Annotated in this window: 10 protein-coding genes; 6 read left to right on the top strand and 4 right to left on the bottom strand. The window is 70.1% G+C overall.

The features are described 5' to 3' along the window. Positions 1–46: 46 nt before the first annotated feature. Together ACFVYL_RS27520 and ACFVYL_RS27515 are read right to left on the bottom strand one after the other, a co-directional pair. Complete coding sequence (locus ACFVYL_RS27520; protein ID WP_389720374.1) at positions 47–2,272, bottom strand: acyl-CoA dehydrogenase family protein; 2,226 nt, start codon at positions 2,270–2,272, stop codon at positions 47–49. Between the two features lie 41 nt (positions 2,273–2,313). After that, positions 2,314–5,643 (bottom strand): amino acid adenylation domain-containing protein, encoded by a 3,330-nt coding sequence (locus ACFVYL_RS27515; RefSeq protein ID WP_389720371.1) that lies wholly within the window; start codon positions 5,641–5,643, stop codon positions 2,314–2,316. Positions 5,644–5,898: 255 nt separating this feature from the next. On the opposite strand from ACFVYL_RS27515, the gene ACFVYL_RS27510 reads away from it, so the two are divergent. The 6 genes from ACFVYL_RS27510 (at position 5,899) to ACFVYL_RS27485 (ending at position 12,818) form a co-directional block, all read left to right on the top strand. Continuing rightward, a complete protein-coding gene (locus tag ACFVYL_RS27510; protein ID WP_389720370.1) occupies positions 5,899–6,663 on the top strand; it encodes a sulfotransferase family protein in 765 nt (254 codons plus the stop codon). 75 nt (positions 6,664–6,738) lie between these two features. Further along, complete coding sequence (locus ACFVYL_RS27505) at positions 6,739–7,719, top strand: thioesterase domain-containing protein (protein WP_389720368.1); 981 nt, start codon at positions 6,739–6,741, stop codon at positions 7,717–7,719. After that, positions 7,716–8,501: a class I SAM-dependent methyltransferase gene (locus ACFVYL_RS27500; RefSeq protein WP_389720365.1), complete on the top strand. Its 786-nt coding sequence runs from the start codon at positions 7,716–7,718 to the stop codon at positions 8,499–8,501. Before ACFVYL_RS27505 ends, ACFVYL_RS27500 begins: the two co-directional genes overlap by 4 nt. A gap of 32 nt (positions 8,502–8,533) precedes the next feature. Continuing rightward, a complete protein-coding gene (locus ACFVYL_RS27495) occupies positions 8,534–10,486 on the top strand; it encodes an amino acid adenylation domain-containing protein (protein WP_389720363.1) in 1,953 nt (650 codons plus the stop codon). Continuing rightward, entirely contained in the window at positions 10,483–11,820 is a 1,338-nt protein-coding gene (locus ACFVYL_RS27490) for an MFS transporter (RefSeq protein ID WP_389720361.1), read from the top strand. The genes ACFVYL_RS27495 and ACFVYL_RS27490 overlap by 4 nt, the downstream gene beginning before the upstream one ends. 320 nt (positions 11,821–12,140) lie before the next feature. Further along, positions 12,141–12,818 (top strand): response regulator, encoded by a 678-nt coding sequence (locus ACFVYL_RS27485; RefSeq protein ID WP_389720358.1) that lies wholly within the window; start codon positions 12,141–12,143, stop codon positions 12,816–12,818. 101 nt (positions 12,819–12,919) lie between these two features. Here ACFVYL_RS27485 and ACFVYL_RS27480 read toward each other — a convergent pair whose 3' ends face one another. Then, positions 12,920–14,116 carry an ABC transporter ATP-binding protein gene (locus ACFVYL_RS27480; protein WP_389720356.1) on the bottom strand — a complete coding sequence of 399 codons (1,197 nt, stop codon included), beginning with the start codon at positions 14,114–14,116 and terminating at the stop codon, positions 12,920–12,922. Then, the coding region (locus ACFVYL_RS27475) for an oligopeptide/dipeptide ABC transporter ATP-binding protein (RefSeq protein WP_389720354.1) at positions 14,109–14,354 on the bottom strand (246 nt) is incomplete at its 5' end. The genes ACFVYL_RS27475 and ACFVYL_RS27480, both read right to left, overlap by 8 nt.

The raw sequence follows: 14,354 nt of genomic DNA, 5'->3' as shown, positions 1-14,354 counted from the left end.
GACGTCTCCTCGGTTCTCGGTCGTGTTCTGGTTCGGTGGTGCTCGGTCATGGCGTTCCGGTCGGTGCGGTCAGCAGCTCCAGGTCGTCCCCGCCGGACAGCCGCAGCCGTCCTGCCTCGCGGAACAGCCCGGCGGGCGCCCCCATGCGGACGGTCTCCGTACGGGCCAGCCGGTAGTGACGCTGCACCGGCAGCTCCGCCGTCAGACCGCGCACCCCGCACACGTGCACGGCGGTCGCCGTGACGTCGGCCGCCGTCTCCGCGGCCAGCGCCAGCGCGTCCAGCGCGGCGCGGGCGGCGGGCCGGTCCTCGTCCGCGAGCTCGCCCGCCCGGAGCACCGCCAGGCGCACCGTCTCCACCCGGGTCGCCGCGCGCGCCAGCGCGAAGGAGACGCCCTGGAAGTCGTGGAGGACGGAGCCGAACTGCTCGCGGCGCAGCGTGTGCGCGCGGGCCGCGGCGTGCGCGCCCTCGGCCAGGCCGAGCAGGTAGGCGGCCTGCCGGATGCGGGCGCGGGCCGTCAGCTCCGGCCACCGCGCCGGTGACGGCCGGCCGAGCGCGCAGCCGTGCGGGACGAACACGTCGCCGTGAGCACCCACGTCGTCCGTGGGGAGCAGGGCCACGACCACGCCGTCCGCGGTCTCCAGGAAGAGCAGTCGGTGCGTGGTGTCCGGCTCGTGCGCACCGGCACGCGTACCGTCGACGGCCTTGAGTGAGACGGTCCAGCCCCCGTCGGCCGGCTGCGCCGCGAGCGGCTTCCCAGCTCCGAACGCGTCGGCGGACACGGTGAGTTCACCCGAACTCAAGCCGTTCAGTACGGCCTCGTGCGCGCCGTCGGCGGCGCAGAGACCCACCACGTCGGCGGTGAGTGCCGTGGCGCGGTACGGACCGCCCAGGGCGGCGCGTCCGAGTTCCTCGCACACCACCAGGGAGCCGGGCAGCCCCAGTCCGAGTCCGCCCGCGTCCGCGGGCACCTCGAATCCGGGCGCGCCGATCTCGACGAGGGCGGGCCAGCTCGGGCAGGACGCGCCGTCCACCGCCGGGGCGCCGTGGACGGCGTCCACCCCGAGTTTGCGCGCCGCCACCGAAGCGAAGCGGGTGCGGATCGCCTGCCGCAGGTGGCGGGTCAGGGTGTCCTCCACCGCTTCCGAGGCGGCCCCTGTGCCGCCGCCTTCACCCGCGGCGACGATCTGGAGCATCATCTCGGAGGTGCCGGCCGAGAAGGTCAGACCGGGCGCCTCCCGGTACGCGGCCTCCAGGGTCGAGGTCGCGGCGGCCGGCGGGGAGGACGGCGGGAGGGTGTTCGCCCACGCGGCCACCTCACGGGCCAGTTCACTGGTGACGTACTTGGCCACGGCCGCGCTGGTGGTGTCGGCCTCGTCGAGCCCCCGGTCGAGCTGCCCGAGCACCCACCAGGTGTGCAGCCGCGCGGCCTCGACCTCTGCGCCGAAGCGGCCGCCGCGCTCCAGTTCCGCCGCTTCGAGCCCGCCGGCGACCACGGCCGCGTACCACGACTCGGCCTTGAGCGAGTAGTCGAGACCGGTGCGTTCCACGGCGAGCGCCTGGGTCAGCAGCTGCCATCCCTGGCCGACCTCGCCGACGACGTCGGCGGCGGGCACGCGTACCTCGTCGAGCACCACCCGGTGGAACTGCTCGTCGGCGATCCCCGCGATCGTCTCCCGGCGCACGCCGGGGGCGTCCATGGCGACCATGAAGAGGGTGATGCCCTGGTAGCGCCCGTCGGGGTCGCCCGTCCGCGCGGCGCACAGGGCGACATCGGTGATGTCGCTCTTGAGGTTGTACGCCTTCACGCCGCTGATGACGAAATCGTCGCCGTCGCGTACCGCCGTGGTGCGCAGCCCGGCCAGGTCGGACCCGGCCTCCGGCTCCGTGTACAGCACGCTCGCGAAGCTCCGCCCCTCGCCGACGGCGGGCAGGTAACGCGCCTTGAGCTGTTCGGATCCGGCGTGCAGCAGGAACATCCCGACGATCTGCACGGTGTTGACGTGCAGCGTGTCCGGCACGCCCGCGCGGGCCAGTTCCTCGGCGACGATCGAGGCCTCGGTCAGCGTGGCGCCCTGGCCTCCGTACTCCTCGGGCCAGTTGGCGGCCAGCAGGCGCCGGCGGCCGAGTGCCCGGTACAGCGGGCGGACGTCCGGTTCCCGGCCGGTGTCGGCCAGGAGCCGGTCCAGCTCAGCTCGGATGTCCCCGGCGCCGAGCTCCTCGCGTACGCGGCCGCGGAACGCTTCCTGGTCCCGAGTGAAGCCGAAGTGCATGGTGCTGGTCTCTTCTCGCTCGTACGGTCCGTGTCACCGGGTCAGCTCTGCCTGTCCCCGGCGTTCTCGTCCATGAGGCGGGTCGCGTCCTCGTCGGACATGGCCTCGATCAGGGCGAGCAGGTCGTCGCTGCCGTCGGCCCGGGCGCGCAGCCGGTCGACGGTCTCCGCGAGGTGGGCCACCGTGGGCGAGCGGAAGAACTCCGCGAGGGCGACCCGTACCTGGAAGCGCTCGGAGAGCAGCGACATCAGCGACGCGGCCTGGAGGCTGTTGCCCCCGATCACGAAGAAGTCGTCGTGCACGCCGACCCGCTCCTGCCGCAGGGCCTTGGCGAAGATCTCCTCGGCGAGGATGCGCTCGGTCTCCGTGCGGGGAAGGGCGCCGCTGGTCTCCCGTGCGGCGAGGTGGTCCGGATCCGGATCCGGCAGGGCCCGCTGGTCGACCTTGCCGCTGACCGTGAGTGGCAGCGCCTCCAGCGTGACGAAGAAGGACGGCACCATGTAGCCGGGCAGCCGGGCGGCCGCGTGGGTCCGCAGCTCCGCCGCTTCCACGGTGGCGCCCGTGGAGGCGGTGTAGGCCACCAGGTGCCGCTCGCCGTGCGGGTCCGCCCACGGCACGACGGCCACCTGGCTGACGCCGGGGCAGGTCGCCAACGCGGCTTCCACATCGCCGAGTTCGATGCGCAGGCCGCGGATCTTCACCTGCTGGTCCTTGCGCCCGACGAAGACGAGGCTGCCGTCACGGCGCCTGCGCACCAGGTCACCGGTGTGGTAGAGGCGGCCGTCCGCGGTGCTGTCGAACGGGTCGGCGATCACCTTCTCGCGTGTGAGCTCGGGCGCGCCGAGGTATCCGCGCGTCAGTCCCTCGCCGCCCACGAGCAGTTCGCCGATCACGCCGTAGGGCACCGGCTCCAGGTGCTCGTCCAGGACGTGCGCGACATGGTTGGCGATGGGCAGACCGATGGGCGGGGAGGCGTCCCAGTGTCCGGGGCACTCGTGGACGACCATGGTGACCGTGCACTCCGTCGGCCCGTAGCCGTTGAAGAAGCGGTGGCCGTCCCGGTTCCAGCGGTTCACCAGCTCGCCGGGGAAGGCCTCACCGCCGACGAAGACGATGCGCAGGCCGGGCAGGCGGTCGGGGTCGAGGAGGGCCAGGACCGCGGGCGGCAGATCGACGAGGGAGATGCGCTCCTTCTCCAGCAGCTCCTGCAGCAGGCCCACGTCCAGCCGCACGTCGTCCGGCACCAGGTGCAACTGCGCGCCGGTGAGCAGCGCGTTGAACATCTCGCCGACGGAGACGTCGAAGTTCGCCGAGGCGTAGCCCAGTACATGGTCGTCGGGGGTGATCTCGAAGAGGTACCGCATGGCCTCGACGAAGCCGGTCACCGAGTGGTGCTCGATGAGCACGCCCTTGGGCCGCCCGGTCGTGCCGGAGGTGTACAGGACGTACGCGACGTCCGAAGGGGAGACCTCGTACGCCGGATCGTCGCCGCCCTGAACGGCCAGCTCGTCCGCAAGCCGCTCAAGGACGAGCACGTCATGACCGCCGGGCAGGCTCTTGGCACACTCCTCGTGGGCGAGCACGGCGACGGGCGCGGCGTCGTCGAGGATGGAGGCCATCCGGGCCGACGGATAGCCGGGGTCGACCGGCACGTACGCGGCACCGGACTTGAGCACCGCGAGGACACCAGCGATCAGGTCGGGCGTACGGCGCAGGCACAGCGCCACCCGCTCACCGGGCGCCGCGCCGCGTGCCCGCAACACCCGGGCCAGCCGGTTCGCCCGCTGGTTGAGCTCGTCGTAGGTGAGCCGTTCCGTGCCGACGACCAGGGCCACGGCGTGCGGGGTGGCCCGTACCCGCTCCTCGAACCGCGCCGGGACCGAGAGGTCGGGCACGGCGAGGGCGGGGCCGCGCCACTTCGTCACCAGCTCCTTGCGGGCCACCGACGTGAGCAGCGGAGTCCTGGAGAGCGTCAGACCGGGGTCGGCGAGGACCGCGGTGAGGGCGCGCTCGTAGTGGGAGAGCAGCCCCTCGACGGTCTCGGGGTCGAGGAGGTCGGTGTTGAACTCGGCCTCCACGGTGCTGCCTTCGGGGCGCTCGGTGACGTTCCAGCTCAGGTCGAAGCGGGAGGTGCCGGCGTCGAGGTACTCCTGGCGGACGTCGAGCCCCGGCAGTCCAAGGCCCTTGTCGACGGTGTTGTGGAAGGCGAACACGACCTGGAACAGCGGGGAACGCGAGGGGTCGCGGCGGGGCCGCGCCACCTCCACGATCTTCTCGAAGGGCAGCTCGCCGTGCGCGAAGTCCTCGCGCACCAGCGCGCCGACGCGTTCGACGAGCTCGCGGAAGCTCGGGGCGCCCGACAGGTCGGCGCGCAGCGGCAGCATGTTGACGAAGAAGCCGATCATCCGCTCGGCCTCGACCTGGTCGCGGTTGGCCGTGGGCGTACCGATGACGACGTCGTCCTGGCCGCTGTAGCGGTGCATGAGCAGCAGGAAGGCCGAGAGGTGAACGACGTAGGGGGTGACGCCGCAGGAGCGGGCGAGCCGCGCCACGGGCCCCACCAAGCCCGGGGCGAGGACCCGGCGCAGGTAGGTGCCGTCGTAGGTCGTCTCCGGGGGCCGGGCCCGGTCGGTGGGAAGTTCCAGGGTGGGGGCGCCGGTGAGCCGGTCGCGCCAGTACGCGGTCAGCTCTTCGTAGGTGTCGCCGGTGAGGCGGCGCCGCTGCCAGTCCGCGTAGTCGCCGTACTGGACGGTGAGGGGGGCCAGGTCTTCGGCCGTATAGGCGGCCGAGAGTTCGTCCGCGAAGACGCCGGCCGACCAGCCGTCGAAGACGACGTGGTGGACCACGAAGACGAAGAGGTGGTCCTCCTCGCCGATGAGCGCGAGCTCCGCCCGCCACAGGGGCGCTTCGGTGAGGTCGAAGGGGGTGCGGGCCAGCTCGGTGGCGAAGCTCCGGGCCGCCTCGGCACCCTCCGGGGCGGCGGAGAAGTCCCGCACCGTGAGCGGGGCCCCGGCCCGGGGGTCGTCCACGGGCAGCACGCGCTGCACCAGGCCGGAGTGCGTGTCGACCAGCGACGTGCGCAGGGTCTCGTGGCGGCCGACCACGGTCCGCAGCGCCCGGCGAAGGGCGGGGACGTCGAGGGCCCCCCTGATGCGGAAGGTGCTGGCGACGTTGTACGTGGCCCGGCCGGGTGCGAGCCGGTCGATGAACCAGAGGGTCTCCTGCGCAGGGGACAGCGGCGCTGGCTCCTGTGTGTCCCTGGCAGTCAGTTCCTGGCTTCGCCGGACCTCGGCTCCCGAGCGGAGCTGCGCGAGGAACTCTGCCCGGCGGCTCTCGGGCAGTTTGGCCAGTCTCTTGACCAGCTCGCTCATGGCAGATCTCCATTCGGCCGGACTTCGGGTACCGATTCGGAACGATAAAGAGAGGCTCCGGGGACTGTCCTCACCATCGGCGCTTGTTCCGGGTAAGCGTGACGCTTACCCCACTGTGGCCCAGCGATGAACGACCGCGTAAAGCCATTCGCTATTCCGCGATCCGGCCTCTGGATTAGTCTGCTTGCTGGCCGCGGCTGACCCATGTGCAGCGGCGCACCACGGTGACCGTGCCGTCAACAAGAGGAGCCGGACATGAACGACTCGCTGCGCGGCGGAGGTTCGGGGGCGCAGGTCATCGCCTTGTGGAGTGCGCCCCGCTCCCGCTCGACCGCGTTCCTGCGCATGATGATGGGGCGGGACGACGTGCTCGCCCTGCACGAGCCCTTTTCCCGTCTCGCGGACTTCGGTTCCGCGGAGGTCGGAGACCGGGTGGTGCACTCCGAGGCCGAACTCATCGCCGCCATCGGGGATATGGGAGCGAAATCGAGACTGTTCTTCAAGGACACCACCGATTTCCACTACCCGGGCGTGCTCGGGGATCAGCAATTCCTGCGCGAGGTGTGCCACACCTTCATCATCCGAGACCCTGCCGAGGTCATCGCTTCGCACTACGCGCTCAATCCCGAACTGCGCCGCGAGGAGGTCGGGTTCGCCCGGCTGCAGGAGATCTACGTGGCGGTGGCTAAGGCTCAGGGAGCCGAGCCCGTCGTGGTCGACTCCGACGACCTCATCGAACGGCCGGAGGCGACCGTGCGCGCGTACTGCGAGCGGGTCGGGCTGCCGTTCGACCCCACCACGCTCTCCTGGTCCCCCGGCATGCCCGCGGAGTGGAAGCTGACGGCGCGCTGGCACCAGGACGCCAGCGCCACCGACGGCTTCGTCAAAAGCACCAGGAAGTACGCGGACACGGTCGAGAGCAACCCGCTGCTCGCCGACTACCACCGGGAAGAACTCCCCTTCTACACCTACCTGTACGAGCGGCGCCTGCGGCCCCAAGAGGCGCCCGCGCAGCCGTAGCGGCACGCGAAGGGGGACAGGAGAGCCGGGGCGAACGAAAGTGGATCAGTGACGCGAGACGGTAGTACGCCTTCCGTGGACGAGCGCATCAAGGCGCTGTCCCCGGCCCAGCGCGAGCTGTATCTGCGCATGCTCCGGGAGCGGGAGCAGGCCCGGCCGTCGGGCGCGGCCACCTCGCCGTCCGGGACGGCCACTTCGCCGGGCGGGGCGGCCACTTCGCCGTCCCGGGCGGTCACTTCGTCGGGCGGCGTGATCGTCCTGCGGGAGGGCGCGATCGGGCGCACCGATCCGATCGTGCTCATCCATCCCATCGGTGGCGGGGTCTTCTGCTACGGGATGCTCGCCCGGCTCCTCGACGGACCGCATCCGGTCTGGGCGGTCGCCGCCGACGAGACCCTCTCCGGCGAACACCCGCCGACCGTCCCCGAGTTGGCCCAGCACTATGTGGACCTGCTCGGCGAGCGTGGAGCGGCGCACCCCGCACTGCTCGGCGGCTGGTCCTTCGGTGGCCTGGTCGCGCACGAAATGGCGCGCCGCCACGCCGCCGCGACCGGGCGGACCGTCCCGGTCGCGCTCATCGACAGCGCGCCGTGGCCGGCCGCGACCGGCCCGTGGTCCCGGGCCCAGACGCTGCGGGCGTTCGTCGAGGACCTGCTCGGTTCGAGCGGTGCCGAGACCGACGGTGTCCCGCTGCCGGACGCCGTCTGGCACGCACCGGTGCCCGAGGCGCTGGAGCGGGCGGCCCGCGGCCTGGAGGATCAGGGGCTCGGCCTCGGCCTCGGCACCGCGGAACTCCGGAGCCGGTACACGGTGTTCGCCCATGCCACCAAGGCCATGCAGCGGCACACGCCGGGCGCCCATCACGGCCAGGTGACGCTGTTCCACGCCGACGCCTCGGACGTCCGTCCTGACACCTGGCAGCTCCTGTGCACGGGGGTTCCGCTGCGGCGGCATCCCCTCCCCGGCGACCACTTCAGCCTGCTGACCGGGAAGACCGTGCACGACATCGCCCGCATTCTGCTTCACACCGTCAACGAAACTCAGGAGTACCGGTGACCGGGATCAAGGACGACTACCTCCACGAAGCGGAAATCTACGACGTTCTCTGGGCCGATCTGAACAGCTTCGATCTGCCCTTCCTGCTGACCGAGGCCAAGGAATTCGGCGGCCCGCTGCTCGAAATCGGCTGCGGCACGGGCCGGGTATTGCTGCCCTGCATGGAACACGTGGACCGCGCGGTGGGCGTGGACCGCTCCCCGTCGATGCTGGAGCAGGGACGGGTCAATCTGTCGGAGTCCGGCGTGCCCGAGGAGCGGGTCCGGCTGGTTGAAGGCGACCTGCGCGACTTCGACCTCGGTGAGCGGTTCAACCTCGTCCTCGCGGGCGGTCAGACCATGTTCCACCTGGAAACCGACGAGGACTGGCTGGCGGCTCTGACCACCATTCGCCGGCACATGCTGCCGGGGGCGCGTTTCGTCGCAGGAGTCCCGGTCTTCCAGGAAGCGGACTTCACCAATTACCACAATCGTCAGCTTTTCGTCGACGAGATCCGTCACCCGCGTACGGGCCGCCGGATCGCGCTGTGGGACTACAGCACCTTCGACTTCGAGAAGCAGAGCATCACGCGTCGACGGGTGAGCGAAATCCTCGACGAGCAGGGCCTCGTCCTGGAACGCCGCCACGACATCCGCAAGAACATCTATCGGTTCCCGCCGGAGATCCGCACGTTGCTGGAGCAGGCGGGCTTCCGCATCGAGCACGAGTACGGGGACTACGAGCGCAGCCCTTACGCGCCGGAATCCGAGGACTTCGTCTGGGTCGCCACCGCTTCCGAGTGAACGACCCAACCGTCAGAAAAAGGGGAACAGCCGTGTTGAACGCGTCCGAGAATCCGGCAGGGCAGAGCGCCACGGGCGTGTGCGGGGTGCTGGCGGAAGTGGTGGGCCGGTGGCCGGAGCGCACAGCGGTCTCCGACGGCGCGCAGTCGTTGTCGTACGCGGAGTTGGACCGCAGGTCGCAGGCGCTTGCCCGGCGCCTGCGGGCGGCGGGCGTGGGGCGCGGCTCCCTGGTGGCGGTGTGCACGGACCGCGGTGTGGACCTGATCGTCGCGCTCGTGGCGGCGCTGCGGACGGGGGCGGGCTATGTGCCCCTGGACCCGGGCTATCCGAGTGAGCGGCTGCGGATGACGGTGGCGGACGCCGGATGTGTGGCGGTGGCGGCTCCGGGACGCCTTGCGGAGACGTTCGCCGGGGTCGCAGGCGCGTTCGTCGACCTCGACGGCGCGGCCGCCCCCGATGACGGCACGACCGCCCCCGATGACGGCACGGAGGGCGCCGACGGCGGGTGGACGCCGGTATCGGCGCTGGACACCGCGTACGTCATCTACACCTCGGGCTCCACGGGCCGCCCCAAGGGGGTGGCGGTCAGCCACGACAACCTGCTGCGGCTCTTCTCCACGTCGAAGGACCTCTTCGGCTTCGACGAGTCCGATGTGTGGACGATGTTCCACTCGGCCGCGTTCGACTTCTCGGTGTGGGAGATCTACGGCGCGCTGCTGCACGGCGGCCGCGTCCACGTCGTGCCCTACGCCACCACCCGCGACCCGGACGCCATGTGGCGCCTGATCGGCGAGCAGCAGGTCACCATGCTCTCGCAGACCCCCACCGCGTTCGCGCACCTGGCCCGCGCGGCGGCCCGCGCCGGATACGGCCCCACGGGCCTGCGGCACATCGTCTTCGGCGGTGAGGCCCTCCAGCCCGCCCAACTCGCCGACTGGGCCGCCCACTACGGCACCGACGCCCCCTTCCTGGTCAACATGTACGGCATCACCGAGACCACCGTGCATGTCACCCATCACCGCCTCACCCGGGCCGACCTGAGCGATCCACGGCCCCACGGCACTCCCATCGGCACTCCGCTGCCGGACCTGACCGTCCACCTCCTGGACGAGCAGCTCCGTCCCGTCGCCGACGACGCGATCGCCGAGATGTACGTCTCCGGGCCCGGCGTCACGAAGGGCTACCTCAACCGCCCCGACCTGACCGCCAACCGCTTCCTGCCCGACCCCCACGGGTCCGGCGGGCGCCTCTACCGCACCGGCGACCTGGCCCACCGCACCCCCGACGGCAGGCTCCACCACCACGGCCGCAGCGATCACCAGATCAAGCTCCGCGGTTTCCGCATCGAACCCGGCGAGATCGAGCGGACCCTCCTCGCGCACCCGGGCATCCACGCCGCCGCGGTCACGCTCGACCGCAGCGACCCCACGCACCCTCAGCTCGCTGCCTACACGGTCCTGGCCTCGGGCGTCCCGGCCACCTCGGTCACTCTCAAAGCCCTCCACGGCCACCTCGCGCAGCACTTGCCGCCGCACATGGTCCCCGCCACCATCACCCCTCTCACCGCCCTCCCCACCACCCCGAACGGAAAGCTCGACCCCGCTCAACTCCCGCCGGCGGTACGAACATGGGACGATGCCGAGCCGGCCGACGAGCCGCGCGACGACATCGAGGAGGGCATCGCGGACACCTTCGCCCAAGTGCTTTCCCGTCGGCGCGTCGGCATCCACGACGACTTCTTCGACGTCGGCGGGGACTCGCTGCTCGCCATCCGCCTGATGGCAAGGGTGCGGCGTGACTTCGGTGTGCGACTGCAAGTTCGCGTACTCCTCGAAGGGCCCACGGTCGCGCAGCTCGCGCAGGCCGTGACCGCGGAGCTGATGGCGGCGATGGACCCCGATCGACTGGACGCCCTCCTGGCCGCGCAGGAAACAGAGCCGGACGGTTCGGCCGCGCAGGCACCCACTCACGAAAGGACGACATGAACAGTTCCGCAGACGGGCCGACGAAACGACGAAAGGCCCGCAGGGGGGAACTGCGCGAACTGGTCGGCCTGCGCGAGTTCAGGCTTCTCTACATAGGCCAGACGAGTTCGATCATCGGCGACGCGATCGTGCCGGTCGCCCTCGCCTTCGCCGTCCTTGAGCTGACCGACTCCGTCACGGCCCTCGGCCTGGTGCTCGCCGCGCGGGTGATACCCACCGTGCTGCTGCTCCTGCTCGGGGGAGTGATCGCCGACCGCATGTCCCGTCGGCGCCTGATGCTCCTGTGTGACGCGGCCTGCTTCCTGTCCCAGTTGGCGCAGGGCGTCATGCTGCTCACGGGAACCGCCTCACTGCCTTCGATGGTCGCGCTGCAGTTCATCGCGGGCACCGCGGGAGCCTTCTTCCATCCGGCCGCCACGGGCCTGCTGCCCGAGGTCGTCAAGCCCGCGCAACTGCAAAGAGCGAACGGGCTGATGGGGCTCAGCGAGAACACGGCGTACACCGTCGGCCCGGCCATCGCCGGTGTCCTGGTCGTGGTGTTCTCCCCCGGCGCCGCTCTGATCTTCGACGCGGCGACCTTCGCCGTCAGCGCGGCCGCCCTGTACCTCATCCGTCTCGCGCCCGTGTCCGCCACGGACAAGGAGGAGACGGAGAAGGCTTCGTCGATCATCAACGACCTCAAGCTGGGCTGGGGCGAGTTCAAGTCCCGGACGTGGCTGTGGACCATGGTGGCGTGGGCCGCCTCCTTCCATCTCCTCGTGCTGCCCGCCTGGCAGGTGTTCGGCCCCGCCCTGGCCCGTGACGACCTCGGCGGCGCGTCCGCCTGGGCGATCATCAGCGCCTGCACCGGGCTCGGTTCGGTCCTGGGCGGCGTGATCGCGCTCCGCATGCGGCCGCGCTTCATCATGCGCGCGTCCTTCATGCCGCTCGGTCTCTACGGTCTGCAGCTCCTGGCCATCGCGCTGCTCGCGCCGGTGCCCGTGATCGCCGTCGCCGCGATCATCAGCAACATCGGCCTCTCGATGTTCAACGTCTTCTCGCTGACCGCGATGCAGCAGAACGTCCCCATCGGCTCGATGAGCAGGGTCAGTTCGTACGAGTGGCTGGGCAGCATCGGGCTGCTGCCCGTGGGTCAGGCCCTCGTCGGCCCCGCCGGCGGTCTGACGTCCACGACGACCGTACTCATTATGGGAGCCATGTGGATGTTCCTTACGCCCGCACTGTTGTTCGTGGTCCGAGATGCCCGCAATCTGGAAGCGGTACACGAGGATCAGGAATCGGACAGCGAGCCCGTCGAGTTCCGGCCCCAGACCGAGGCCAGTTCTCCGTCCTGACGTGGTGACTTGATGATCACAACAGCCTCGAAGCTTCGAGGAATTCCGCTTGAGCGGCCTCAAAAGCACACGGTGCAGGGAAACTCAAGCCTTGACCTGCACAGCGAGAGTCGGCAGGGTCTACACCAACCAAACCGCCTCGGTCACGAGCTGAGGCGGATGCGGGACGGGGAAGACCAACCGGGGGGAAATCAAGCCGTACGCCGTCGCGTCCAGAGGCAGTTGTCTGCCCGGACGCCGTACGAGCATGCGTGCGTGATTTCGGCATCAATACCGTACGCCTTCTCATGTCCCCAGACACGGGAAGCGAAACGGGGACCATGCCGATCGACGTACTCATCTGCGATCAACTGCCCATTGTGCGAAACGGAATCAGTGCGATTCTGGCGCCCGAAGAAGACATTCGCGTCATCGATTCCACGGATTCCGGGATCCACGCGATGATGATTGCCAGGACACGCCGTCCGCACGTCATCATCACCAGCCTCGCGCTGGACGGCCTTTCCGGCCTTGAAATGATCAAAAGGCTCCGCAAGGAGGACATCTCCCCTGCTCCGCGCATTGTCGCCTTCACCATGGACGACAGCGACGACGTCATCTCCGCCCTGCTGCACGCAGGCGTGACCGGACTTCTGGTCAAAGAGGTCGACCATGCGGAAATGGTTTCGGCAGTACACGCCGCGGCGCGGGGACAAATGATGCTGGCGCCTCGGGTCGCCGAGCGTCTCGTCGGCTGGTTCCGCCGGCAGGACAGCCGCCCGGAAGGAAGTCTGCAACCCGTGGCGGCCGCCCTGACTCCGCGGGAGCGTCAGGTCCTTTCGCTCATCGCGCGCGGCAGGTCGACGGAACAGGTCGCGGTGGATCTCGCCATCGGCATCGCCACGGTACGCACGCACGTGTACCGGCTGCGGAACAAGCTCGAGCTCAGGGATCGGGCCCAATTGGTCTCGTTCGCCTACCGCTCAGGGGTGATGCAGATGGCGACAGCCGACGGCTGATCCCTCGGCTGTTCGGCCGGTTCATCCATCGGCGATTGACCGGCCGACCCTCAGCGGTTCGACGGAGCCTCATGTCCCTCTGCCGTACTAGCCGTTCTCCCCTACTCGACTCGCTGCTCGCCGACCAGTACCGCTTTCTCCTCGGCGAAGTGGCAGGCCGATTCGTGGGCGGCCGGGGTGTCCTGGCCCTTGAAGCGCTCGGGGACCGCGAGCAGCGGGATTTCCTGGGCGCATTTGTCCTGGGCTTTCCAGCAGCGGGTGCGGAAGCGGCAGCCGGAGGGTGGGTTGGCGGGGGAGGGGACGTCGCCGGTGAGGATGATGCGTTCGCGGCCTTCGCGGGCCTGGGGGTCGGGTACCGGGACCGCGGAGAGCAGGGCCTGGGTGTAGGGGTGGGTGGGGTGTTCGTAGATCTGCTCGTCGGAGCCGATCTCGGCCATCTTGCCCAGGTACATCACGCCGACGCGGTCGGAGATGTGCCGGACGATGGACAGGTCGTGGGCGATGAAGAGGTAGGAGAGGTTGAACTCGTCCTGCAGCTGTTCCATCAGGTTGATGACCTGGGCCTGGACGGAGACGTCCAGGGCCGAGACCGGTTCGTCGCAGATGATGATCTCGGGGTTGAGGGCCAGGCCGCGGGCGATGCCGATGCGCTGGCGCTGACCGCCGGAGAACTGGTGCGGATAGCGGTTGATGTACTCCGGGTTGAGGCCCACCACGTCCAGGAGGTCCTGGACCTTCTGGCGGCGCGAGCCCTTCGGCGCGACCTCGGGGTGGATCTCGTACGGCTCGCCGATGATGTCACCCACCGTCATACGGGGGTTGAGCGAGGTGTAGGGGTCCTGGAAGACCATCTGGATGTTGCGGCGCACCGCCTTCAGCGCGCGCCCCGACAGCTTGGTGATGTCCTGGCCCTTGTAGAACACCTCGCCGGCCGTGGCCCGCTCCAGCGTCATCAGGAGCTTGGCGACGGTGGACTTGCCACAGCCCGACTCGCCCACGATGCCCAGCGTCTCGCCCTGGTAGAGGTCGAAGGAGATCCCGTCGACCGCCTTGACCGCGCCGACCTGCTTTTTGAACAGCACGCCCTGGGTCAGCGGGAAGTGCTTGACCAGGTTGCGGACCTGCAGGATCGGCTCGCCGCGCTCGACGGGCGCCTCGATCGCGGCGACCGCGGCGGTCTCGCTGGCCGCGTCCACCGTCTCCACCGCGGAGACGTTGGGGGTGGCATCCACCACCTCCTTGCCCGCCGGGGCGGTGGAGGGTTTCGCCGTCTTTGCGACCTTGGCCGGCTCAGCCATGGATCGTCTCCTTCCAGAAGTGGCACGCGCTGCCGCGGCCCGGCAGGTCACTGCCGTCGGGCTCGCTCACCGGCACCAGCGCGGGGACCTTAGTGCGGCAGATGTCCTGCGCCTTGGGACAGCGCGGGTTGAACGCACAGCCACCGGGCACCTTCAGCAGGTTGGGCGGCAGCCCCTTGATCGCATAGAGCTCGTGGCCCTTCTGGTCCAGGCGCGGGATGGAGTCCAGCAGGCCCCG

The organism is Streptomyces sp. NPDC058308 (assembly GCF_042880275.1).
Lineage (GTDB): Bacteria > Actinomycetota > Actinomycetes > Streptomycetales > Streptomycetaceae > Streptomyces.
The sequence above is the reverse complement of the archived record's forward strand: the minus strand, read 5'-3'. Positions and strand labels throughout refer to the sequence as shown.